The sequence below is a fragment of the Corynebacterium sp. H128 genome (genome assembly GCF_037482625.1).
Lineage (GTDB): Bacteria > Actinomycetota > Actinomycetes > Mycobacteriales > Mycobacteriaceae > Corynebacterium.
The window spans coordinates 264,138-285,171 of record NZ_JBBHKW010000001.1 but is presented as its reverse complement, the minus strand read 5'-3'; the positions used below and the strand labels follow the sequence as shown (position 1 = coordinate 285,171).

The window sequence follows — 21,034 nt, the reverse complement described above, 5'->3', positions numbered from 1 at the left end:
CCGGTGTGGTTGACTGTAAGCCATGGCTATCGATCCCGCCGAACTGCGTACGTGTTTGAAAGTCCTGGAGCAGGCCGGCTCTTTGGACGCTACAGACGAGGATTCGCTGACGCTGCAACGGGCGGTGGCGAAGCTGTTTAAGCAGGTGAAGAAGCGGCGTCGTGAAGCAGCGAAGCAAGCCCGGCGGGAGGCAGATGCGGCGGTGCTTTCCACAACCGCAACCGCGAACCCCGCGCGTATCGACGACGAAACCGCCGGCCTGCTCGTCCGCCCCGTGGGCGCAGCACCTGTTGCCTTAGAACGCGGCGCGGTGGCAACACCACAGGGTTGGGCGGGGGCGCTCTACCGTCCGCAGAACTGCTACGTGTGCAAGCAGCCCTACACATTGGTAGATTCCTTCCACCACCAGTTGTGCCCCGAGTGCGCGGCTGATAACCGTGCCCGCCGCGATGCCCGGGTCGACCTGAGGGGGCGACGTGCGCTGCTGACCGGAGGCCGAGCGAAAATCGGCATGTACATCGCTTTGAAGCTGCTTCGCGACGGCGCGGACGTCACCATCACGACGCGTTTCCCGCGCGATGCGGTGCGTCGCTTTTCTGCAGTGGGCGACTCGGATGAATGGCTGTCACGTCTGCACGTGGTGGGTATTGATCTTCGTAACCCGGTTGCCGTCGCCGACCTCGCAGATAACGTTGCTGCCGCCGGGCCTTTGGACATTTTGATCAACAACGCAGCCCAAACCGTGCGGCGCTCCCCTGGCGCCTATTCGAGTCTGGTGGACGCGGAAGCCGAGCCGCTAACTGAGGCACAGCGTGGCGTGGACCTGCAGGCCTTAGGCGCCTCCGCGGATCTGCACCCGGCCGCGCTGGTCGGTGGCTCGGAAGGTCCTGGCTTTGCACGACCTGGCCGTGCAGGACCTGGTTTTGCTGGGCAGCTGGCGGAGTTGGCGATGCTCGGGGGCTCCTCCTCCCCAGCCCGCGTAGCCGACGGCACTGCGGTGGATGCTGGCGGTCTGATCCCCGACTTGGTGTCCCACAATTCCTGGGTAGCCACGGTGGGCGAGGTCGATCCGCTGGAGCTGCTAGAGGTGCAGCTGTGCAACCAAACCGCCCCGTTCATTCTGATCAACAGACTGCGCCCTGCATTAGAAGCCTCGACTTTTAGACGCAAGTACGTAGTGAATGTTTCCGCCATGGAAGGTGTCTTCGGGCGGGGCTATAAGGGGCCGGGACACCCGCACACCAACATGGCCAAAGCCGCATTGAACATGCTGACGCGGACAGCTGCGGGGGAACTTTTCGAGCATGGCATCCTCATGACTGCCGTCGACACGGGCTGGATTACCGACGAAAGACCGCACTCCACCAAGTCACGGCTGGCGGAGGAAGGATTCCACGCTCCCCTAGACTTAGTCGACGGTGCAGCTCGGGTGTACGATCCGATTGTGCAAGGTGAAAACGGCGTCGACCTCTATGGCTGCTTCTTGAAGGATTACAGGCCACATCAATGGTAACTATTAGACCCGCCACTGCAGCCGATGTTCCGGACGTCGCTGCGCTCATGGCAGCTTCCTTTTCCGCCGACGATGCGATTACCCGGTATTTCAAAGGCCTTCCCGGAATCGGTACCGCGCAGCACGAATCCGCGTTGGCAAAGCTCTTCGCGCAACAGCTGAGCATTGAATACCTCCCCTTAGGGCGCGTGGATCTTGCCTATGAGAATTCCGAGCTGCTCGGCGCTGGCTGCTGGTATCCGCCCGATGCGCCAAGCCCAACTGTGCGGGACTATTTCCGGATGTTTGGTCGGCACGCTCCCCTGATAATGGCCCGGGAGTGCTACGCGGACATGTTCACACCGCGGCAACCGCATTGGTACTTATACACGCTGGCAGTGGCACCGGCTGCCCAGGGGCGCGGCGTGGGTTCGGCGTTGCTGTCCCACGGCCTCGCGCGTGCCGACGACGCGGACATGCCTTGCTATTTGGAGGCAACAACGCCCGATTCCCAGCGGCTTTATGAGCGTTGGGGGTTTGTAGCGCAAAGAGAAATCCCCACTCCTGGCGCGCAGCCAAATGAAGTGGGGATGTGCCGAAACGCTAGTTAGTGCTGCTCGTTCGGGTCGTTATCGGCGTCTTCTTTAGTCTTATGAACCGTACCTGGCTTGTGATCAGGTGCAGCGTAGATTGAGTACACCTTGAGCTCCTCGGTGCCTTCATTAACCACGTTGTGCCACTTGCCGGCAGGGACAAAAATAGCCCAGTCGTCTTCAACGACCTGGTCAATATCGAGGCTATCTGCGGAGTCGCCAATCATGACATGGCCCTTACCGGCCTCTACGCGCAGGAACTGGTCATGATCGTCGTGAACCTCTGCCCCGATCTCGCCGCCTGCCGGTATGTTCATCACGGTCATCTGGAGGAACTTGCCGGTCCACAGCGTGTCGCGGAAGTTCTCGTTGTCCGTGGTGGCTTTCTCGATATCTAAGACGTATGGGTGCGGGCCGTGATCCTGCAACAAATCGGACATCTGGTTTCCTCCTGTGTGAGATGGATTCTTTAACTACCAGTGTAGGTAAAACTGCTGAGACTTGTGCCGTTCGAACATATGTGCGTATTGCTTGTGGTCTGTGTCCGGTGGTGAATTTACAATTAGAGCTATGAAGAGTTTCGAACAGATTGCCGAGGTGATCGATGCTGGCGTATGCGGCCAGCTCGAGGTCCTCGCGATGCTGGAAACTCATGGTTGCGGACCGGACCACCTGAAGAATCTACTGCTCTCCCTAAGACAGTTGCAGCGACTAACCGAGCTGACCAGCATCAGATTGCTGCGGGAACTAGAACAACGCTCCGGCTTTCATCCAAATTCCCGAAACAGTCGCAACAAGATGATCCACGCGGGCAGATTCAGCCGTGGCGAGCTGCGGGACCTCACCCGCCTCAGCGCCGAGCTTTTCGACGCCCCGGCCGCCCTCACCCATCCCGACGGCAAACAGGCAACAATGCCGGCAACCCGTTCTGGGATGGCTGCTGGCGCTTTTGGGGTAGCTTCAGCCATGGAGATCGCTCGTGTACTGGACCAAGTACCCGCGAACACGCCAGCCGAAACGCTGGCATGGGTGGAAGGTACCTTGGCGGAGATAGCAACACAGCTAGCCCCGGAAGACCTCCGCAAGGCAGGGCTGAAAATCCTGCAGGGTCTGAACGCCGATGATGAACCAGCCGACGCGGAACGGCAACGGAAACGCGACGCTACCTTGTCCGGCCAAGGCGCAAACCTGATGTCGGGACTCAAAGTGACAGCCACTCCCGAATTGGATGCCCTATTGCGCAGACTGTTCGCAGACTACGGTGGCCCGGGCGATCTTCTGCCCACAGGCGAAAAGGACGCAGATACCCGCACAGCCGGTCAACGCCGACACGATGCACTCGTAGCGGCCTTGGCACATGCACTGCACCGCAATGGCCCGATGCCGCCGACCCGGGGCTGTAGCACAGTGGTTGCGACGATGACTATGGAGCAGCTGCGTGCAGCAGCGGGGATAGTTCCTAGCGACGTGGGAACCATGCTGCCCGTCCGCGATCTCCTGCGCCTCGGCGCAGACAAGAACGCCTTCCTCGCGATCCTGGACGAAGACACAGGAAACCTCATCGAACTTGGGCGCAGCAAGCGCGTGGCTGATATCTATGCCTATCTTGGGCTTGTCGCAGCCCAAGGCGGAGACATGACACCAGGATCGGACCTACCAGCAGCACTGTGCGAAATGCATCATCTAACAGCGTGGCGCTTCGGAGGCAAAACCAGTGGCGAGAACTTGATGCTGGTAGGCCACCGCACCCACCGGAACATCGACGATGAAAAATCCAACCCCGACAAATGGTGGACCTTCTGTTCGGACAGCGGCCAAATGTTATGGCGCCCGCCGCGCGGACAATCCCCCGGGCGGGAAGCACAAGCGAACTTCAATCCCAGTACCTGGTTCAACCCGGGACAGGCACTAAGATTCGGGCTGCACACCCCTGCTGCGGTTCCGCCATTCCAGCATGCTGCCTAAGCTACTCGGAGGCGTGCTCGTCAAAAGCTCGCAAAATGCGTTCCGCAGCGAGGGTCGGGGTGATCTTGCCCGTGCGCAACTGCTGCTCGACATCAGTGCGTGCTGCCACTACTTCTCTGTTGGTAGTCAGTCTTTGCAACAGCGTCTCATGCACCATCGACCACATCCAACCAACCTGCTGCTCACGCCGCCGCTTATCGAACTCCCCGGCCTCACGCATCACACGGTTGTGCTCCAGAATGTGCTCCCAGAACTCATCAATGCCACTGTGATCAACCGCGGACATCGTCATTGTCGGCGGGTGCCAAAGCTCCTTCTCACTCCGAACCATCCGCAGCGCTGCCTGCAACTCCCGGGCAGCTCGCTTCGCGTGTTTGACGTTCGGACCATCAGCCTTGTTGATCGCAACGATTTCCGCCATCTCCAACACCCCCTTCTTGATGCCCTGGAGCTGGTCACCAGCCCCAGCAAGCGCCAAGAAGGCAAACACATCCACCATCTGCGACACAGCCACCTCAGACTGTCCCACGCCCACGGTTTCAACGATGATCACGTCATAGCCCGCTGCCTCAAACACCACCATCGATTCCCGCGTCGCCTTAGCCACACCGCCGAGCGTGCCAGCAGAAGGCGAAGGTCGAATAAACGCATTATCCTCCGCAGACAACTTCGACATGCGGGTCTTATCGCCAAGAATCGAGCCGCGTGTCTTAGTAGACGAGGGGTCGATCGCCAGCACCGCCACCTTGTGACCCTTGGCAATCAGCTTCATACCGAGGGCCTCAATGGTCGTCGACTTGCCCACACCCGGAACACCGGTCAGCCCTACCCGCAACGCGTTCCCGGAATGCGGCAGCAACCGAACCAGCAGTTCCTGAGCCAACACCCGATGAGCAGGGGCGGTAGATTCCAACAGCGTCACCGCCCGGGCGATCTGCGTGCGGTCTCCAGCGCGGACGGCGTCGTAAAGCTTATCGACGTCGATACGCTGGCGCGCCCGCTTGACCATCTCCGGGGCGACCGCCGTCTGCGAGCCGAGATCAGTACCGGCGGTGGTGGTCAACGAGCCAAGCGAGTGCTCGAGAAAGCCGTTATCCACGGTGAATCCACTCCTAAAGTGCTTGCTAAATAGCGCAGACGGCGTACCAGCCTCACCTGAAGCTTGTACGCCGCCCTTGGGGAAAACTTAAGCGTCGACCTTCAGATCGAAGCCAAGATTCGCTGACAGCTTAGTCAGCATGTCGATCGCAGAGTCCGCGATGACCGTACCCGGAGGGTAGATCGCCGCGGCACCCATGTCATAAAGCTCCTGGAAATCTCCCGGAGGGATAACGCCACCGACAATGATCATGATGTCCTCACGACCCAGCTTTGCCAGCTCCTCCTTCAGCGCAGGCACCAGAGTCAGGTGACCGGCCGCGAGGGAGGATACGCCCACGACGTGAACGTCCGCGTCGACGGCACTGCGTGCCGCTTCCGCAGGGGTCTGGAACAGCGGTCCGACATCCACATCCATGCCGAGGTCGGCGTATGCGGAAGCGATAACCTTCTGACCGCGGTCATGGCCATCCTGGCCCATCTTGGCGATGAAGATACGCGGACGGCGACCTTCCTCAGCCTCAAAGGCATCAGCCATTGCGATCGCCTTGGTGACGTTAGACACCTCGCCTTCCTTTCCGACCTCGTCCTTGTACACGCCGGACAGGGTCTTGATCTCAGCCTCGTGGCGACCGAAGACCTTCTCCAGCGCCATGGAGATCTCGCCCACAGTCGCCTTCGCACGGGCGGCATCCACCGCGAGCTTGAGCAGGTTGGAATCCAAATCGCCGGCTTCGCGTTCCTCGGTAGCTGCGGCACTAGTGAGAGCCTCCAACGCATGCTGCACATCGGCCTCATTGCGCTCAGCACGCAGCCGATCGAGCTTCTCCAGCTGCTCAGTGCGAACCTTGGAGTTCTCGACCTTCAGCACCTCGATCTGCTCGTCTTCCTCGACGATGTACTTGTTCACACCAATCAGCGCCTGGCGGCCCGAATCGATGCGAGCCTGGGTGCGCGCAGCAGACTCCTCAATGCGCAGCTTAGGAATTCCCTCGCTGGTCGCCTGGGCCATGCCGCCGGCTTCCTCAACTTCTTCGATGTGCTTACGAGCGCGCTTGACCAGCTCGTTAGTCAACCACTCCACGTAATAAGAGCCAGCCCAAGGGTCAACCGGACGGACCGTGCCAGACTCCTGCTGCAGCAACAACTGAGTGTTACGAGCGATACGAGCCGAGAAGTCAGTAGGCAGCGCCAGCGCCTCATCCAACGCGTTGGTGTGCAGCGACTGGGTGTGGCCCTGGGTTGCAGCCATGGCCTCGATGCAGGTACGAGAGACGTTATTGAACACGTCCTGCGCCGTCAGCGACCAACCAGAAGTCTGCGAGTGAGTACGCAACGACTGAGACTTAGGGTTCTTCGGGTCGAACTTAGCCACCAGCTCGCTCCACAACAGACGGCCAGCGCGCAGCTTGGCGATCTCCATGAAGGTGTACATCGAAATACCCCAGAAGAAGGACAGTCGTGGCGCGAACTTGTCCACGTCCAATCCGACATCTTTACCGGCGCGAATGTACTCGATGCCGTCGGCAAGCGTGTAGGCGAGCTCGAGGTCGGCGGTCGCGCCCGCTTCCTGGATGTGGTAACCGGAGATGGAGATGGAGTTGAAGCGCGGCATCTTCAGCGAGGTGTACTCGAAAATGTTCGAGATGATGCGCATCGACGGCTTCGGCGGGTAAATGTAGGTGTTACGAACCATGAACTCCTTCAGAATATCGTTCTGAATGGTTCCGGCAAGCTGCTCGGGGGCGACGCCCTGCTCCTCAGCAGCCACAATGTAAAGCGCAAGGATCGGCAGCACAGCGCCGTTCATGGTCATGGACACGGACACGTTTCCGAGGTCAATGCCCTCGAACAGTTGGCGCATGTCCAGGATGGAGTCGATGGCCACGCCAGCCATACCGACGTCGCCAACAACGCGCTCGTTGTCAGAGTCGTAACCGCGGTGGGTTGCCAAGTCGAAAGCGACCGACAGGCCCTTCTGACCAGCAGCCAGGTTACGGCGGTAGAAGGCGTTGGATTCCGCAGCCGTGGAGAAGCCAGCGTACTGACGAATCGTCCAGGGCTGGTTGGTGTACATGGTTGGGTATGGTCCACGCATGAACGGTGCGATACCTGGGAAGGAATCAATCGGGTGCCCCGCGGCGGCGGCATCGTCACGATCAGCACGGGTATATACCCGCTTGACGTCGATCCCTTCCGGGGTGGCCCACACCTTGTCTGCGGTAGATGCAGCAGGTGCGTCGGTGTTCGGTGCAGCGTCCGAGGTGCGCGGCACCTCAGCAAAATTCGGGATGGTGGTCATGATTCCTCTCACGCTCCCAGCTTGGAAAGCAGGTCGGCCAGTGTCGACGCTGCATCGATCTTCATATTGACGTAGCCATCTGGTTGTACTTCAGCGGCCGCGAAAGACTTCTCTGCGCCGGCGACCAGGATTGTGCCTACGCCAGCTTCGCGCAGCGCCTTAACGACGTCCACGCCCGTGGCTTCATATTCCTGATCGGTGCCACACACCACCACGATGTCGGTGGCCTGCGCGGCGGCCGCGAATTCCTCGGTGCCAGGAGTGAGCTGACCTGGGTTCAACGTCTCTATGCCACCAGAAGCCAACAGGTTCGCGGTGAAACCAGTGCGCACATTGTGCTTGGCCAGCGGGCCGATAGGGATCATCCCGATCAGCGGGCGCTTACCGTTGGCCTCCAAGAAGGCGTCGGAGCGGTTACGCAGCGCCTCAAACTCGGCGGCCCAGCGGCGCACTCCGAGCGGTTCCTTGCGCAATTCGGCGGGTAGTGGCTTCTCGCCGAGGTTCGGGAACTCATTGATGCCGGTGATCTTCTTCACGCGGTGCGCAACATCCTTGCGAACCTGCTCGAATGACGCCAGCAGCTTCGCCTGTACATCGGCCTGCGCGGCCTGATATCCACCAGCAGCTTCAACAGCAGTGAACTCTTCCCAGGCTTTCTCTGCCAATTGCTGGGTCAAAGACTCTACAAAGTAGGAACCGCCCGCAGGGTCAACCACGTAGCCGAGGTGGGATTCCTCTAGAAGCAACAGGTTCGTGTTGCGTGCGATGCGCGCGGCGAAGACCCGCGAGGTGCCCGGGAAACCACCCGCGATAGCGTGGTCGAAAGGCAATACCTCAACGTCAGCTGCGCCACCGACACCCGCGGCGAACGCAGCGACGGTCACGCGCAGCATGTTCACCCAGGGGTCTCGCTGGGAGAACATCGCCGGTGCGGTCTGGGCATGCTGCGGTGCGAGAGCCGCCCCAGGTGCGCCGAGGACCTCGGCTACTCGCGACCACAAGGTGCGAGCCACGCGGAACTTAGCGATCTGCTCAAACTGGTCGTCGGTTGCAGCGAAGCGGAAGGAGATCTGCGCCAGCGCATCTTCGACCGACAAGCCGGCTGCTGTGAGTGCACGGACGTATTCGACGCCAACTGCGAGAGCGAATCCGACTTCCTGCGCGTCGGTGGCGCCCTGGTTGCTGAAGGCCACGGCGTCGACAAGCAGCGTGCGCATCGTGCCAGCGTATTGCGCACTATCGACGGCCAGCGCCACTGCCTCATCGAGGCTCAGGGACTCGGCGCCCAGCAGAGGCGCGGTGAGTGGGGCTACGGAAAGCTCGAAACGGGCGTTGTCTGCCAGCTTCTTCAGCTCTGCTGCTGCAGCACCTGCGTCCTTGCCTGCGATGACGCGAACCTCGACGAGATCGAGGAGCACATCCTTAAGCACAGTCTCCAGATCGGAGGGGCGCAGTCCTGCGGTGAGGTCGATGACCAAGTCAGTGGTGCCATTATTTAGCGCGTGCAGGATTGCCTTGTTGGTGGAGGCTGCATCACCGGCGGTACCGGAGGCAATACCACCGAAGGTTTCAGTCACTCCCCACCCGATCCTGTCACCGGAGGTGTTGACGCCACCGCGGGTGTATGGGAACACCCCGGGTGCAGACACCTCGGCCTGCTCATCGGCGCGAGTGTAAAGCGGGTTGACGTAGATACCCTCTGCGGTCGTGTGAACCAGACGGGTCCACACATCCATTGGGACATCTGCGATGTCCTTCTTCTGTACACGTGCAAACACCTTGGCTACTGCCTTGTACCACTCCTGCTGATTCGCTTCGAAATCTGCAGGCAGCGAGGTATTTACCGCGTTCGACTGTACATCAGTCACTACGGACCTTCTCCCCTTGTGCGTCACTTTAAGTTGCATAACTAGTCACCGCGAGCCAAAAACCACACCGTAGTTGCAGCTCACAATTACCTTCAAGTGTACCGAGGACCGCACCCGTGCGTGCCGCGTTCGGGCAGACACACAACATGGTTAACCCCGCCCGACGGCAAAATCCCAGTTCAAAAGCTATCGCCGGGGAAACAGGTTGGGGCACGTCACAATACACCCGCGCGCCGATGCTCTCTGACAGCGCTTGCCCAGGATAACCTTGGACTTTGTGCAGACTCCTCGTCCTACTTACTGGCGCTTCGTGGCCTTCGGAGCTTTTCTCATCGTGGGCATCATCCTCGCCCTCACGGTGGAACTGCCCAGCCTGGAGCAGCTCCGCCGGTGGACGTCAGCGATGGGCCCCTGGGCGTTGCTGGGATTCTTCGCGCTATACGTGGTGATCACCCAATTCCCCATACCGCGCACCGCGTTGACTGTGTCAGCTGGAGTATTGTTCGGGCCGGCGTTGGGAATTTGCCTTGCACTGAGCGCTACGACGACAGCAGCGTTCCTCTCCATTACCCTGCTGCGCGCGCTCCTCGGCACTGATACGCGAGCTGGTTCTTGGACCGAAAGGCTTGCTACGAAGCACCGCGGACACAAGGCGATGACGAAGATTAATGCGCGCCTGGCTAGCCGTGGCTGGCTTTCGATCTTCAGTCTGCGGTTGATCCCCGGAATCCCCTTCTCAGTACTCAACTACGCAGCATCATTTACCCCGGTAAAAAGGCGCGACTTCACCATCGCCACTTTGTTTGGCTCTGCCCCTTCGACTGTCATTGGAGTGTTGCTCGGCGACTCGCTCACCAGCGGTTCCAACTCACTGGTCGCAGTGCTGCTAGGTTGCCTGGTGGCCGCCGGGTTCCTGGGGCTCCTGTTGGACATATTGCTGCCAGTCAAGCCGTCAGAGTAGACTTAACTGCATGTACGCCATTCATGCTCGTTATCGAGGACGTGCCGTCCGTAGGGCGGAACTCGTGAGCCGCTCTGCGGAAGCCCTCTCCACCCTAGAAGGTGTCGGGGTCTTTGAGGTCATCGGCGTTGAGGACATCATCGCGATTGTTAACACGCCAGAAGCCGTCGCGGATACCTCGATGGCGCTGCTTTCGGCGGGCGAATGGGCAGTCGGAATCGGGATTGTTCCGGACAGTATGAAGCAGGCTGCGGACGTCGCAAAGCGCATGGCCACCTCAGCGCTCGGCTCGCGGGCACGCAGTGGCGTCGTCAAAGCAAAGTTGCAGGCGCCGCGAGGAGCGAAAGAAGAGGCCACCGCGTGGGCGAACGATATTTCAGCATGCTTCCTGTTGCTAGCAACAGTCCTAGCCAAGCGCAGCACCGAAGGGCGGGAAGCCACCTCGCTCATGCGCCGGGGCTACAACCAAAACGAGGCCGCTGCAGAGCTGGGCATCACCAAACAGGCGATGTCCCAGCGGCTACAAGCGGCCGGGTGGCAAGCCGAAACTGCCGGATGGCAGTTAGCGGTTAACCTCTTGGCTCGTGCTCAGGAGTTCCGCCCTGCTCCGGCCGAATGAACTCGCCGTAAGGCTGCTGAGAGGTAGCTTCCGGGGAGATCATTGGGAACTCTGAGGCTACCGGGGTGGAGTTGGAGGTTTCTGGCACTGGACGCTTTCCAGCCAACTCCGGAACTTCCGGCTCTACCGGCTTATTGGCCACTGCGTTGGCTGCGGCAACAGCAGCTGCAATCTCTGGATCAGACTCGGTATTGAACCACTCTTCAGTGTTGTCTTCGGTAGCCAATTCGCGGGTGGCATCGGTTACTTCAGTCGGCTCGAAGCGGAATACACCGTCATCATCCTTCTTGGACATAGCCCGGGCGAACTGCTCGAGAGAATCTCCGAACTGGCTCGGAACCATCCACACCTTGTTGGCGCTCCCCTGTGCCATCTTCGGCAGCTTCTCCAGGTATTGATATGCCAATACCTCGGGAGTCAGCTGTGCAGACTTGATTGCAGCATTAACCTTTTGGATCGAGCGCGCCTCACCCTGTGCCTTGAGGTACTTGGCTGCGCGTTCACCTTCAGCGCGGAGGATCATCGCTTGACGCTCAGCTTCGGCGGAAAGAATCGCGGCATGCTTCTCACCCTCGGCGGCGAGGATCTTGGCTTGCTTCTCACCTTCGGCGGTCTTGATGTCCGCCTCGCGCTGGCCTTCTGCCGTCAGAATCGTAGCGCGCTTCTCACGGTCTGCTTTCATCTGCTTTTCCATCGACTGCTGGATCGATGGTGGCGGATCAATTGCCTTCAGCTCCACGCGGCTAATGCGCAGACCCCATTTCGTGGTCGCAGCATCGAGCTCACCACGTAGGCGACGGTTGATTACTTCACGGGAGGTAAGGGTTTCTTCCAGCGTCATTCCGCCCACGACGTCGCGCAGCGTAGCGGTAGAAATCTGCTCCACACCCACGATGTAGTTGTCCACGCCATAGATAGCACGGGCGGCATCGTTGATCTGGAAAGTCACCACCGTGTCAATCGCAACCGTGAGGTTGTCCTGGGTAATTACGGCCTGCGGTGGGAAGGACACGACGCGCTCACGGGTATCCACCTTCGCGCGCACCCGGTCAATGAACGGCACCAGCAGCGTAATGCCACCGGAAACGGTACGGGTATAGCGGCCAAGTCTTTCAATGACCGCTGCCTCACCCTGAGGGATCAACGCGATGGATTTAACCAGCACGATGACCACAAAGAGCAGGATGACGGCAAGAGCAATAAGCCCCATATCAAAGCTCCTTAAACACGACGGCCGTTGTGCCATCGATACTGACAACGTGGACGCGTTCGCCGACTGCGAACGTTTCAGTGGGAACGAGGGAGCGGGCTGACCAAATGGATCCATCCAGACGGATCTGCCCCCGACCCGCATCGACGGACTCGAGCACCTCTGCGGTCTGGCCTACCAGCGCTTTAGGAGAAGTATCCAACACGAGATCCCGCCGCATGTGGCGATTCAGGACAGGGCGGACAAAAACCAGCAGAGCCACTGCGCACACCGCGAAGCAGGCTACCTCAGCCCAAACCGGGACGTCGGCAAGCGCGATACCCGCAGTCGCCAACGCGGCACCGGCCAGCATCAGCATGGTGAATTCGCCAGCAAGTAACTCGGCCGTGGCTAGAACCACGGCGACAATAAACCAAATGAGTGTTCCCACACCACCAAACTACCTAAGAGTTCAGCCATATGTGGGAGGCTTAACGAAAGTCAGCCTTAGTAAGTTCCGGGACGGTCACCCAGTCTACGAGCTTCTCGACGGCCCCAATTAGCGTCGGATCGAGGTCTCGAAAGCTCTCAACGGCGTGGAACACCCGATTCCATCCTTCGCGCGGATCGCCCCACCCCACGCGCTGACAGATTCCGGTCTTCCAGTCCTCGCCATAAGGAACCTCCGGCCACGCCCGCAACCCGAGCTTCTGTGGCTTCACAGCCGCCCAGATATCAATGAAGGGATGGCCCGTCACAAGCACATGCTCTCCGACGTCCGCGACCAACCGGGTTTCCTTGGATCCGTGAACCAGGTGGTCTGCTAGCACCCCCACGCGTCGTCCTGGGCCGGGTTGAAACTCCGCTAGGCGCTCGGGCAAGTTGTCTAAGCCCTCGAGATACTCCACGACGACTCCTTCCACCCGCAGGTCATGGCCCCACACCTTTTCCACGATGGCGGCGTCGTGAATGCCCTCGACCCAGATCCGCGAGGGGGCCGCCACTTTCGCTTGCACGCCCGCAACCTTCCGTGAGCCAGAATTGGAACGCGCCGGGGTCTGCTTTGGCACAAAGCGGGTGAGACTCACACGCTTACCCTCCACGAGGAATCCGCCCGTAACCAGCTTGAAAAGGCGTTCCCGACCTTGTCGGTCCTCCAGCCGGATGAAGTCGCCGTCGTAGGTGCGCTCAAACCCGGTGACGGCGCCAACGTAGCCGTCGCTCAACACCTCCACTACGAGGCCAGGCTGCGCTGGGACCGTGGGATATGTGGGGCGCTGCTTGCGTTTGTGACCGGAGAAAATATCGCCAGAGTAGGGATCAGTCATGGAGAAACAGCCTATCGGGTAACTTGATTGAATTATGGATCACCGCGCCAACGTCTACTCGCCGCTACAGAACACTGCTATCTGGGTCGCAGCTTGGCTCTACGGCGAAATTTCTACCGACGAGTGTCTGGATGCCCTGCGTGACCTCGGTGGGCCGCACCTGCTGGCGCAACCGGGTTCGCAGGATATCGGCCAGACCGCAGAGCTCCTGCGGCAATTCCGCGCCGCTGCACCGGAGGAGGGGGTCACCCTGCAATTGGCGTTGTCTGGGCCTGGCGATGCTCCGGGCTTGCGTGCGGGTTCTGCGGCTATGGCAGCGGCCGTCGCTAATGGCATCGGCGCTCTCATCATGCCCGGAGCTTTCCCACACAGCCGCATTTTCGTGCCGGTGGCCAGCGCCGTAGGCACGCAGTGGCGTATTTTCGAGGAATCTGCCCCGCTGCCCGCCCCGGCGTACCTTTCCCCGGGTGATGCCGATTTGCTGCTTGCCGACGCCACCCGCCAGGCGGCTACACTGATCGAGAGCCAGCGTTTTTCGACGCCCGACCTCCCGAATCCCCGGCTGACTATCGGCACACTGGCAGACTTCTACGACACTCCTGGGCTTCCGCATTGCACGCCGCCGCGGGCCGCCAAACTCTTTGCGCGCGCGGACCAAGTCTCCGCAATCATCGAAGCTGTGACTACCCGCATTGTGGATCATTCCTTGGATCCCTTCCTGCTGCCACTAACCAGGCAAATCCGCCTGGCTCGCATGGCCGGAGTGGACTATGCCGTCCGCGAGCTTGCCCGGCTTTAATTAGCTAGCAGTCGGACGCCGCGCCGGCCGACAACAGTCGGCAGCGCACGGCGCACCGTCGACAGTGCAACCTCGGCCTGCAACCTTGCCCAACTTCCGGGGCTGCGCGAGCCCTGCGTGTTCCGCGAGCAACTCGACGACCAGTTCAGTGAACTCAGGGGTCGGTCCCACGGTGTTTACCCGGATTACCTGTTGGCCATTAGCCTTGGCGGCGTTGATCAACTCGGTGTCTAAATCCCACACCACCTCGATGTGATCGGAAATGAATCCGACCGGACAAACCACCATCGTTGCCACCCCGCGCTCATGCAGCGCCTGCGCATGGTCCACAATGTCTGGTTCCAGCCATGGGATGTGCGCAGCTCCGGAGCGTGACTGCCACACTAAGTCATAGTCAGAGATCCCAACCTCCGCAGCGATCAAGCGCGCCGCTTCAGCCACCTGGCTTGAGTAGAGGGGGCCGTCCGCGGGCGTACCGGAGGAATTGTCCGCGGCCAAAGGGATGGAATGCGCGGTGAACACCAGGCGGAAATCTCCGTCACCCAGAGCGGCAATGGATTCTTGTACGAGGCGCGCGTTGGCGGAGATAAACAGCGGGTGGTCAAAGAACTGCCGCAGCTTAGTAAACGTCAGTTCCGGCAATTGCTGTGCTGCGAGCTCTGCGCGGATTGCCTCGATGTCCTCGTCATACTGTCGGCAACCGGAGTAGCCACCCCATGCCGAGGTTGCGAACACAGCGACCTTGCGATGGCCGTCGCGAGCAATGTCAGCTGCCGCTTCGGTTCCGAAGGGATGCCAGTTACGGTTGCCAAAGTAGATGGGCAGCCCCGGTAGTGCCTCCTGGAGCTTTGCGATGATCTCGCGGTTCAGCGCATTAAGCGGGCTAACACCGTCAAAGTAGTAGTAGTGCTCGGAGACTTCATCAAGACGCTCTGGGGGAATTCCGCGGCCCCGCGTGACGTTTTCCATGAAGGGGCGGACGTCCGCCACGCCTTCGGGCCCGCCGAAGGACAACACCAAAAGTGCGTCGAACGGCAGGCCCGATATGAGCTCCTCGTTGTTAATCATGCAGACAAGGATACTGCACCGACGTTAGAGCAGACGCACCGCGTAAGGGCTCATGCCACTCCAGCGAACCGGGTTGATGGACACGGTGGATCCGGATTGTGGTGCTTCGATCATCATGCCGTCGCCAAGGTAGATGGCCACGTGATGTTCAGCGTTCGGACCATAGAAGATGAGGTCTCCGCGTTGCATCTCGCTCGGGCTGACCTTGGTGCCGTGCTCGTACTGGTAGCCGGTGTAGTGCGGTAGTGAGATACCCACGCCGGCGAAAGCATAGAGCGTCAAACCTGAACAGTCGAAACCGATCTTGTTGTAGTCGCCGTAGGAGTCAGCCACGCCACCATCACGGATGCCCTGTGTCGGACCGCTCGCGTCGCCGCCGCCCCAGGCATATGGCAAACCGAGCTGCCCCTTGGCGCGGGCGATTACTGCCTCGACCTTTGCTGCGCGTGTACCAGAGGCTACGGTGCCGGGCGCAGCACTGTCGGATCCTGCGGAACCTGCGCCCGATGAAGGAGTACCAGTGCTTGCGCCGGCGCTTTCCTGTGCCCCGCTGTTCTCCTGTGCAGCTGCACCTGGAGTTGCGCCCTGATCGGCAGCTTCAGCAGCAGCCAGGGCGGCTGCAGCGGCAGCCGCTGCGGCGGCCGCAGCGGTCGAGTCTTGGTTTAGCTGCTGTTCCTGCTCGCGTTGGGTCTGCGCCGCCTGCTCAGCGGCAGCTGCTGCGGCCGCCGCTTCCTGCGCCTGGCGCTCGGCTTCCGCGCGTTCGGCTGCAGCGGCAGCTTCGGCGCGTGCCTTTGCTTCTGCTTCAGCCTGCGCACGAGCACGGGCTTCTGCCTCTGCTTTCGCCTTAGCTGCGGCAGCTTCCGCTGCGGCCTTTTCTGCAGCCTTACGAGCTTCTTCTGCCTTAACGAAGTCAGTGTATTCCTTGCGTTGTTCGTGAAGGGTGCTGCGGTTTGCCTTGGCTGCTTCGAGGCGGGCCTTGGCTACGTTACGTTCTTCGATCAGCTGCCTGTGTTCGGTGGCACGTTGCGCCAACAAGGCGGAGTTGGCATCGAGTGCTTGTTTAGCGGCGATCTCCGCTTGGCTTGCCTCAGCTTCCCGCGCTTCGGCAATACGACGCTTTTCGCGGAGGTCTGATTCCTTGTTCGCGGCTTCAGCGCGCAGGCGATCCAATTCCTCGATTGCAGCACGCTGCTTAGCAGCATTGGAACGAAGGTATGTCTGCCGCGCCAATGCGTCTTCGGTATTTGCCGTGCCGGCGGCGCCGGCGACAGCTGGGTTTGCAGCACCACGGCGGTACGCAGTACGCGAGACCTCGTCGAGCACCTGTTGCGCTTGCTCGATCTGCTTTTGGGTCTCGTCGAGGTCCGCACGCGCCGCATTGACGTCATCGCGGGCCTTCTTGGCTTCCGCACGCGCGTTGGCGAGGTCTACGTTCGCCTTGTTTACGGCTTCGCGAAGTCCGCCCATCTCATTTTCGAGGGTTGAGACTTCAGATTCTTTCGCGGAGAGATCAGTGGCCAAGCGCGAGACATCGCCGTTGCCCGCAGACACCGCACTTTCGGCAGCACCGATCTCTGCGTCGGAGGGATTTGGTGGCGCGACCGGTTCAGCCACAGCGGGCACAGTGCTTAGCGACGCGCAGCAGGCGGCAGCTGCCACCCAGGTGCGCGCCTGCGAAATGCGGGCTTGCGACATTAACTTCGTTGCCACGTGAACTCCATTCCACCACCGATGGCTGCAAGCAGCTCATTGAAGGTGTCTGAGACAAGATACGGGTAATACGTGGGCTCACATTCCTACCGCTAAACGACGCTAATCAAGCTTATTCCCTTGATCTTCGCGCAATGCTTCCCCACATCAGCGAATTGGGACGGAGATTAACTTTTGTGAAGCGTGCAGACTCATGAGCCGACATGGACACGATAAGTCACAATTGTGCAAATTCAACACTCGTAACCCAGAAGTCACACTAGTAAAGGCCAGTCCCATGACTAACTTAGTGGGACTGGCCTGCAGAAACATCTAAAGTTCAAACAGAAAGTGAAATATGTCACATTGTGTAACATTTGCCGTGTTGCGCGGAATATTTGCCGCTCAAACTGTTATCTAACAGTGACCTCTTTGGTCAAGCGTGAGTGCTTGACCGTGCAAAGTAGGCGCTAACAAGGATAGCGAGTAGTAGAGCTACTGCTATGGCGATGTTGATGTACATCCACGGGTACTGCTGCGTATTGAGTGTGTCCACGAACTCCCGCGCTCCGCTCGCTATCTCCGGGTTCGCAAAGAAGTCATACTGCGCTGCTTCAATCTGAGCGCGAGAAAAGTCGTGACTCACGATCGCCCCGGAACCGGGCGTGCGGACGATGATTGTTTCAAAGTCGGTGGTGTTCAGAAGCTCTTGCGCAACGTCGCGCGTTGCCGCTGCCCCATTGGGAGTGCGATCCAAGAGCACGAAGGCGGTCTTGCCAAAGCCGGACTCGCTGGCGTGGCGGCTGACGTCGACAAGCTCAGGCTCCAACGAGGGGTACTCGAGGCCGAGCTTATTAATGGCCACACTGTCAGCCTCGATCTGACTCCGTAGCGAGTTCAGATCCACATCCTCAGGAATCATCCGGTCCGTTTCGTTCGACAATAATGCTGGTGTCCTAGAAGTTTAGTGTGGGATCAAACTCCCTCCTAAGTGACGCGCCCAATCAGCCCCGAATTCCACGTAGGCTCAAAGATGGACGGCAACGGTAACAGCCCAACTACCCATTCAGGGGGCGCGCGGAGGGAAATACTCCCAACAGAACGCCCGTACTGTTAAGCTGTCTGACAGACGAAGGCTACTTTAAGCCTCCCGTTTACTCACCCATAATTAATAGGAAGTGGAGCTGACTGTGACGACAAGCAAGAACTCCTTCAATGCTAAGAGCACCCTCGAGGTTGGCGACAAGTCTTACGACTACTTCGCACTCAACGCTGTGCCAGGCATGGAGAAACTGCCATACTCTCTCAAGGTTCTCGGAGAGAACCTGCTGCGTACCGAAGATGGCGCGAACATCACCGCTGACCACATCAACGCAATCGCCAACTGGGATGCCGCTGCTGAGCCAAGCATCGAGATTCAGTTCACCCCTGCCCGCGTGCTGATGCAGGACTTCACTGGCGTTCCTTGTGTTGTCGACTTGGCAACCATGCGCGAAGCAGTGAAGGTCCTCGGCGGCGACCCAGATCAGGTCAACCCACTGAATCCTGCCGAGATGGTCATCGACCACTCCGTCATTGTTGAGGCCTTCGCCTCCAAGGACGCCCTTAAGACGAACGTTGCCATTGAGTACGAACGCAACGAAGAGCGCTACAAGTTCCTCCGTTGGGGCTCCAAGGCATTCTCCAACTTCCGCGTTGTTCCTCCAGGAACCGGCATCGTCCACCAGGTAAACATCGAGAACCTGGCGCGCGTTGTCTTCGACAACAACGGCCTGGCTTACCCAGATACCTGTATTGGTACGGACTCCCACACCACCATGGAAAACGGCCTGGGCATCCTGGGCTGGGGCGTGGGCGGCATCGAAGCCGAGGCAGCCATGCTCGGCCAGCCAGTCTCCATGCTCATCCCACGTGTCGTCGGCTTCAAGCTGACCGGTGAAATCCCTGTCGGCGTCACCGCTACCGACGTCGTTCTCACCATCACCCAGATGCTCCGCGAGCACGGTGTGGTCCAGAAGTTCGTCGAGTTCTACGGCAACGGCGTCAAGTCCATCCCACTGGCAAACCGCGCCACCATCGGCAACATGTCTCCGGAGTTCGGCTCCACCTGTGCGATCTTCCCGATCGACGAGGAGACCACCAAGTACATGCTGCTCACCGGTCGCCCAGAAGAACAGGTTGCACTGGTCGAGGCTTATGCCAAGGCTCAGGGCATGTGGCTCGAGGAAGACGCTCCAGAAGCTACCTACTCCGAGTACCTCGAGCTGGATCTGTCCACAGTTGTTCCTTCCATCGCTGGCCCGAAGCGTCCACAGGACCGCATCCTGCTCTCCGAGGCCAAGCAGCAGTTCCGCAAGGACCTGGCTAGCTATACCGAGGACGAAGTCTGCACCGACGAGTCTTTGCCTGCAAAGCGCATGGAAGCTGAAGGCGAAGCCAACAGTGATCAGAGCGAGACCAACCAGGTCACCGACCTGAATGTCTCCCAGGCTGGCAACGGTGAATCCGCTGCCATCGGCCGTGCGGGTCGCCAGTCCAACCCAATCACCGTGACCTCCCCTAAGGGCGGCGAGTACACCCTCGACCACGGTATGGTTGCCATCGCCTCCATCACCTCTTGCACCAACACCTCTAACCCTTCTGTGATGATCGGCGCTGGCCTGATCGCACGCAAGGCTGCCGAGAAGGGTCTCAAGTCCAAGCCTTGGGTCAAGACCATCTGTGCCCCTGGTTCCCAGGTCGTCGACGGCTACTACAAGCGCGCTGACCTCTGGAAGGACCTGGAGGCCATGGGCTTCTACCTCTCCGGCTTCGGCTGCACCACCTGTATCGGTAACTCCGGCCCGCTGCCAGACGAGGTTTCCAATGCGATCAACGCGAATGATCTCGCAGCTACCGCAGTGCTTTCCGGTAACCGTAACTTCGAAGGTCGCATCTCCCCTGACGTGAAGATGAACTACTTGGCTTCGCCAATCATGGTCATCGCTTACGCTATCGCCGGCACCATGGACTTCGACTTCGAGACCCAGGCCCTGGGTCAGGACCAGGATGGCAACGACGTCTTCCTGAAGGACATCTGGCCTTCCACCGAAGAGATCGAAGCTACGATCCAGCAGGCTATCTCTCGCGAGCTCTACGAAGCTGACTACGCTGACGTCTTCAAGGGCGATGAGCAGTGGCAGAACCTCCCAACCCCAGAGGGCAAGACCTTCGAATGGGATGAGAACTCCACTTACATCCGCAAGGCTCCTTACTTCGATGGCATGGAGCTCCAGCCAGCTCCGGTCTCTGACATCAAGGGCGCTCGCGTGCTGGCTAAGCTGGGCGATTCGGTCACTACCGACCACATCTCCCCTGCTTCTTCCATCAAGCCGGGTACCCCTGCTGCGCAGTACCTGGACGAGAACGGCGTGGAGCGCAAGGATTACAACTCCCTCGGTTCCCGTCGTGGTAACCACGAGGTCATGATGCGTGGCACCTTTGCCAACATCCGCCTCCAGAACCAGCTGGTTGACATCGCCGGTGGCTACACCCGTGACTTCACCAAGGGTGGCGAGCAGGCCTTCATCTTCGACGCGTGCCAGAACTACAAGGCCGCCGGCATCCCGCTGGTCGTCCTTGCTGGCAAGGAGTACGGCACCGGTTCTTCCCGCGACTGGGCAGCTAAGGGCACCAACCTCCTGGGCGTCAAGGCCGTTATCACCGAGTCCTTCGAGCGTATTCACCGTTCGAACCTCATCGGCATGGGTGTCATCCCACTGCAGTTCCCTGCTGGCGAGTCCCACGCTTCGCTGGGCTTGGACGGCACCGAGACCTTCGACATTGAGGGCATCGAGGAACTGAACAACGGTGTGACCCCTAAGACGGTTAAGGTCACCGCAACCAAGGAGTCCGGCGACAAGGTCGAGTTCGACGCTGTTGTCCGCATCGACACCCCAGGTGAGGCTGACTACTACCGCAATGGTGGCATCCTGCAGTACGTGCTGCGCAACATGATCAAGGGCTAATCTGCCTCGTTGATCTCTAGTTCTGGGGCTGTCCACGGCAGGTCGCGATAGCAATC

The 21,034-nt window shown here is 59.9% G+C and carries 17 protein-coding genes; 7 read left to right on the top strand and 10 right to left on the bottom strand.

Annotated features, from left to right (window positions below; all coding sequences use genetic code 11):
- The first annotated feature begins 22 nt into the window (after positions 1-22).
- Together WG915_RS01335 and WG915_RS01330 are read left to right on the top strand one after the other, a co-directional pair.
- Positions 23-1,513: an SDR family NAD(P)-dependent oxidoreductase gene (locus WG915_RS01335; protein WP_339563559.1), complete on the top strand. Its 1,491-nt coding sequence runs from the start codon at positions 23-25 to the stop codon at positions 1,511-1,513.
- Positions 1,507-2,103 carry a GNAT family N-acetyltransferase gene (locus tag WG915_RS01330; RefSeq protein WP_339563558.1) on the top strand — a complete coding sequence of 199 codons (597 nt, stop codon included), beginning with the start codon at positions 1,507-1,509 and terminating at the stop codon, positions 2,101-2,103. Before WG915_RS01335 ends, WG915_RS01330 begins: the two co-directional genes overlap by 7 nt.
- Here WG915_RS01330 and WG915_RS01325 read toward each other — a convergent pair.
- A complete protein-coding gene (locus WG915_RS01325; RefSeq protein ID WP_339563557.1) occupies positions 2,100-2,525 on the bottom strand; it encodes a cupin domain-containing protein in 426 nt (141 codons plus the stop codon). The two genes, WG915_RS01330 and WG915_RS01325, sit on opposite strands and share 4 nt — an antisense overlap.
- A gap of 130 nt (positions 2,526-2,655) precedes the next feature.
- On the opposite strand from WG915_RS01325, the gene WG915_RS01320 reads away from it, so the two are divergent.
- Positions 2,656-4,050, top strand: a complete 1,395-nt coding sequence (locus WG915_RS01320) for a DUF222 domain-containing protein (RefSeq protein ID WP_339563556.1) — start codon at positions 2,656-2,658, stop codon at positions 4,048-4,050.
- Between the two features lies 1 nt (position 4,051).
- Here WG915_RS01320 and meaB read toward each other — a convergent pair whose 3' ends face one another.
- The 3 genes from meaB to WG915_RS01305 all read right to left on the bottom strand — a co-directional run bounded on the left by meaB (position 4,052) and on the right by WG915_RS01305 (position 9,357).
- The gene (gene meaB, locus WG915_RS01315; protein ID WP_339563555.1) at positions 4,052-5,149 is read right to left on the bottom strand and encodes a methylmalonyl Co-A mutase-associated GTPase MeaB; all 1,098 of its coding nucleotides are present in this window, start codon (positions 5,147-5,149) and stop codon (positions 4,052-4,054) included.
- 87 nt (positions 5,150-5,236) lie between these two features.
- On the bottom strand, positions 5,237-7,450 hold the full coding sequence (scpA, locus tag WG915_RS01310) for a methylmalonyl-CoA mutase (RefSeq protein ID WP_339563554.1): 2,214 nt from the start codon (positions 7,448-7,450) through the stop codon (positions 5,237-5,239).
- 8 nt (positions 7,451-7,458) lie between these two features.
- Positions 7,459-9,357, bottom strand: coding sequence for a methylmalonyl-CoA mutase family protein (locus WG915_RS01305; RefSeq protein ID WP_445227754.1), 1,899 nt, complete (start codon positions 9,355-9,357; stop codon positions 7,459-7,461).
- A 238-nt stretch (positions 9,358-9,595) separates the two neighbouring features.
- Between WG915_RS01305 and WG915_RS01300 the strand changes: the two genes are divergently transcribed.
- Both WG915_RS01300 and WG915_RS01295 read left to right on the top strand, forming a co-directional pair.
- Complete coding sequence (locus tag WG915_RS01300; RefSeq protein WP_339563552.1) at positions 9,596-10,279, top strand: TVP38/TMEM64 family protein; 684 nt, start codon at positions 9,596-9,598, stop codon at positions 10,277-10,279.
- Between the two features lie 10 nt (positions 10,280-10,289).
- A complete protein-coding gene (locus WG915_RS01295) occupies positions 10,290-10,898 on the top strand; it encodes a MarR family transcriptional regulator (RefSeq protein WP_339563551.1) in 609 nt (202 codons plus the stop codon).
- Here WG915_RS01295 and WG915_RS01290 read toward each other — a convergent pair.
- Genes WG915_RS01290 through WG915_RS01280 form a run of 3 tightly spaced genes read right to left on the bottom strand, consistent with a single transcriptional unit; the run spans position 10,849 to position 13,415 of the window.
- Positions 10,849-12,108: an SPFH domain-containing protein gene (locus WG915_RS01290; protein WP_339563550.1), complete on the bottom strand. Its 1,260-nt coding sequence runs from the start codon at positions 12,106-12,108 to the stop codon at positions 10,849-10,851. The genes WG915_RS01295 and WG915_RS01290 overlap by 50 nt on opposite strands.
- A gap of 1 nt (position 12,109) precedes the next feature.
- Positions 12,110-12,538 (bottom strand): NfeD family protein, encoded by a 429-nt coding sequence (locus tag WG915_RS01285; RefSeq protein WP_339563549.1) that lies wholly within the window; start codon positions 12,536-12,538, stop codon positions 12,110-12,112.
- 40 nt (positions 12,539-12,578) lie between these two features.
- The gene (locus tag WG915_RS01280; protein ID WP_339563548.1) at positions 12,579-13,415 is read right to left on the bottom strand and encodes a DUF3097 domain-containing protein; all 837 of its coding nucleotides are present in this window, start codon (positions 13,413-13,415) and stop codon (positions 12,579-12,581) included.
- A 34-nt stretch (positions 13,416-13,449) separates the two neighbouring features.
- On the opposite strand from WG915_RS01280, the gene WG915_RS01275 reads away from it, so the two are divergent.
- Entirely contained in the window at positions 13,450-14,214 is a 765-nt protein-coding gene (locus WG915_RS01275) for a hypothetical protein (RefSeq protein WP_339563547.1), read from the top strand.
- Here the strand turns inward: WG915_RS01275 and WG915_RS01270 are convergent, their stop codons facing one another.
- The 3 genes from WG915_RS01270 to WG915_RS01260 all read right to left on the bottom strand — a co-directional run bounded on the left by WG915_RS01270 (position 14,215) and on the right by WG915_RS01260 (position 17,914).
- A complete protein-coding gene (locus tag WG915_RS01270) occupies positions 14,215-15,282 on the bottom strand; it encodes a ferrochelatase (RefSeq protein WP_339563546.1) in 1,068 nt (355 codons plus the stop codon).
- Positions 15,283-15,306: 24 nt separating this feature from the next.
- Complete coding sequence (locus tag WG915_RS01265; RefSeq protein ID WP_445227760.1) at positions 15,307-16,977, bottom strand: DIP1281 family NlpC/P60 protein; 1,671 nt, start codon at positions 16,975-16,977, stop codon at positions 15,307-15,309.
- 430 nt (positions 16,978-17,407) lie between these two features.
- Positions 17,408-17,914 carry an Rv1476 family membrane protein gene (locus WG915_RS01260; protein WP_339563544.1) on the bottom strand — a complete coding sequence of 169 codons (507 nt, stop codon included), beginning with the start codon at positions 17,912-17,914 and terminating at the stop codon, positions 17,408-17,410.
- Positions 17,915-18,161: 247 nt separating this feature from the next.
- Between WG915_RS01260 and can the strand changes: the two genes are divergently transcribed.
- A complete protein-coding gene (can, locus tag WG915_RS01255) occupies positions 18,162-20,978 on the top strand; it encodes an aconitate hydratase (RefSeq protein WP_339563543.1) in 2,817 nt (938 codons plus the stop codon).
- Positions 20,979-21,034 lie beyond the last annotated feature (56 nt).

Bases quoted from the DNA above. Each gene is read 5' to 3' on its own strand.
- WG915_RS01335 (WP_339563559.1), top strand. From the start codon at position 23: ATGGCTATCGATCCCGCCGAACTGCGTACGTGTTTGAAAGTCCTGGAG.
- WG915_RS01330 (WP_339563558.1), top strand. From the start codon at position 1,507: ATGGTAACTATTAGACCCGCCACTGCAGCCGATGTTCCGGACGTCGCT.
- WG915_RS01325 (WP_339563557.1), bottom strand. From the start codon at position 2,525: ATGTCCGATTTGTTGCAGGATCACGGCCCGCACCCATACGTCTTAGAT.
- WG915_RS01320 (WP_339563556.1), top strand. From the start codon at position 2,656: ATGAAGAGTTTCGAACAGATTGCCGAGGTGATCGATGCTGGCGTATGC.
- scpA (WP_339563554.1), bottom strand. From the start codon at position 7,450: ATGACCACCATCCCGAATTTTGCTGAGGTGCCGCGCACCTCGGACGCT.
- WG915_RS01305 (WP_445227754.1), bottom strand. From the start codon at position 9,357: ATGCAACTTAAAGTGACGCACAAGGGGAGAAGGTCCGTAGTGACTGAT.
- WG915_RS01295 (WP_339563551.1), top strand. From the start codon at position 10,290: ATGTACGCCATTCATGCTCGTTATCGAGGACGTGCCGTCCGTAGGGCG.
- WG915_RS01290 (WP_339563550.1), bottom strand. From the start codon at position 12,108: ATGGGGCTTATTGCTCTTGCCGTCATCCTGCTCTTTGTGGTCATCGTG.
- WG915_RS01280 (WP_339563548.1), bottom strand. From the start codon at position 13,415: ATGACTGATCCCTACTCTGGCGATATTTTCTCCGGTCACAAACGCAAG.
- WG915_RS01275 (WP_339563547.1), top strand. From the start codon at position 13,450: ATGGATCACCGCGCCAACGTCTACTCGCCGCTACAGAACACTGCTATC.
- WG915_RS01270 (WP_339563546.1), bottom strand. From the start codon at position 15,282: ATGATTAACAACGAGGAGCTCATATCGGGCCTGCCGTTCGACGCACTT.
- WG915_RS01265 (WP_445227760.1), bottom strand. From the start codon at position 16,977: ATGTCGCAAGCCCGCATTTCGCAGGCGCGCACCTGGGTGGCAGCTGCC.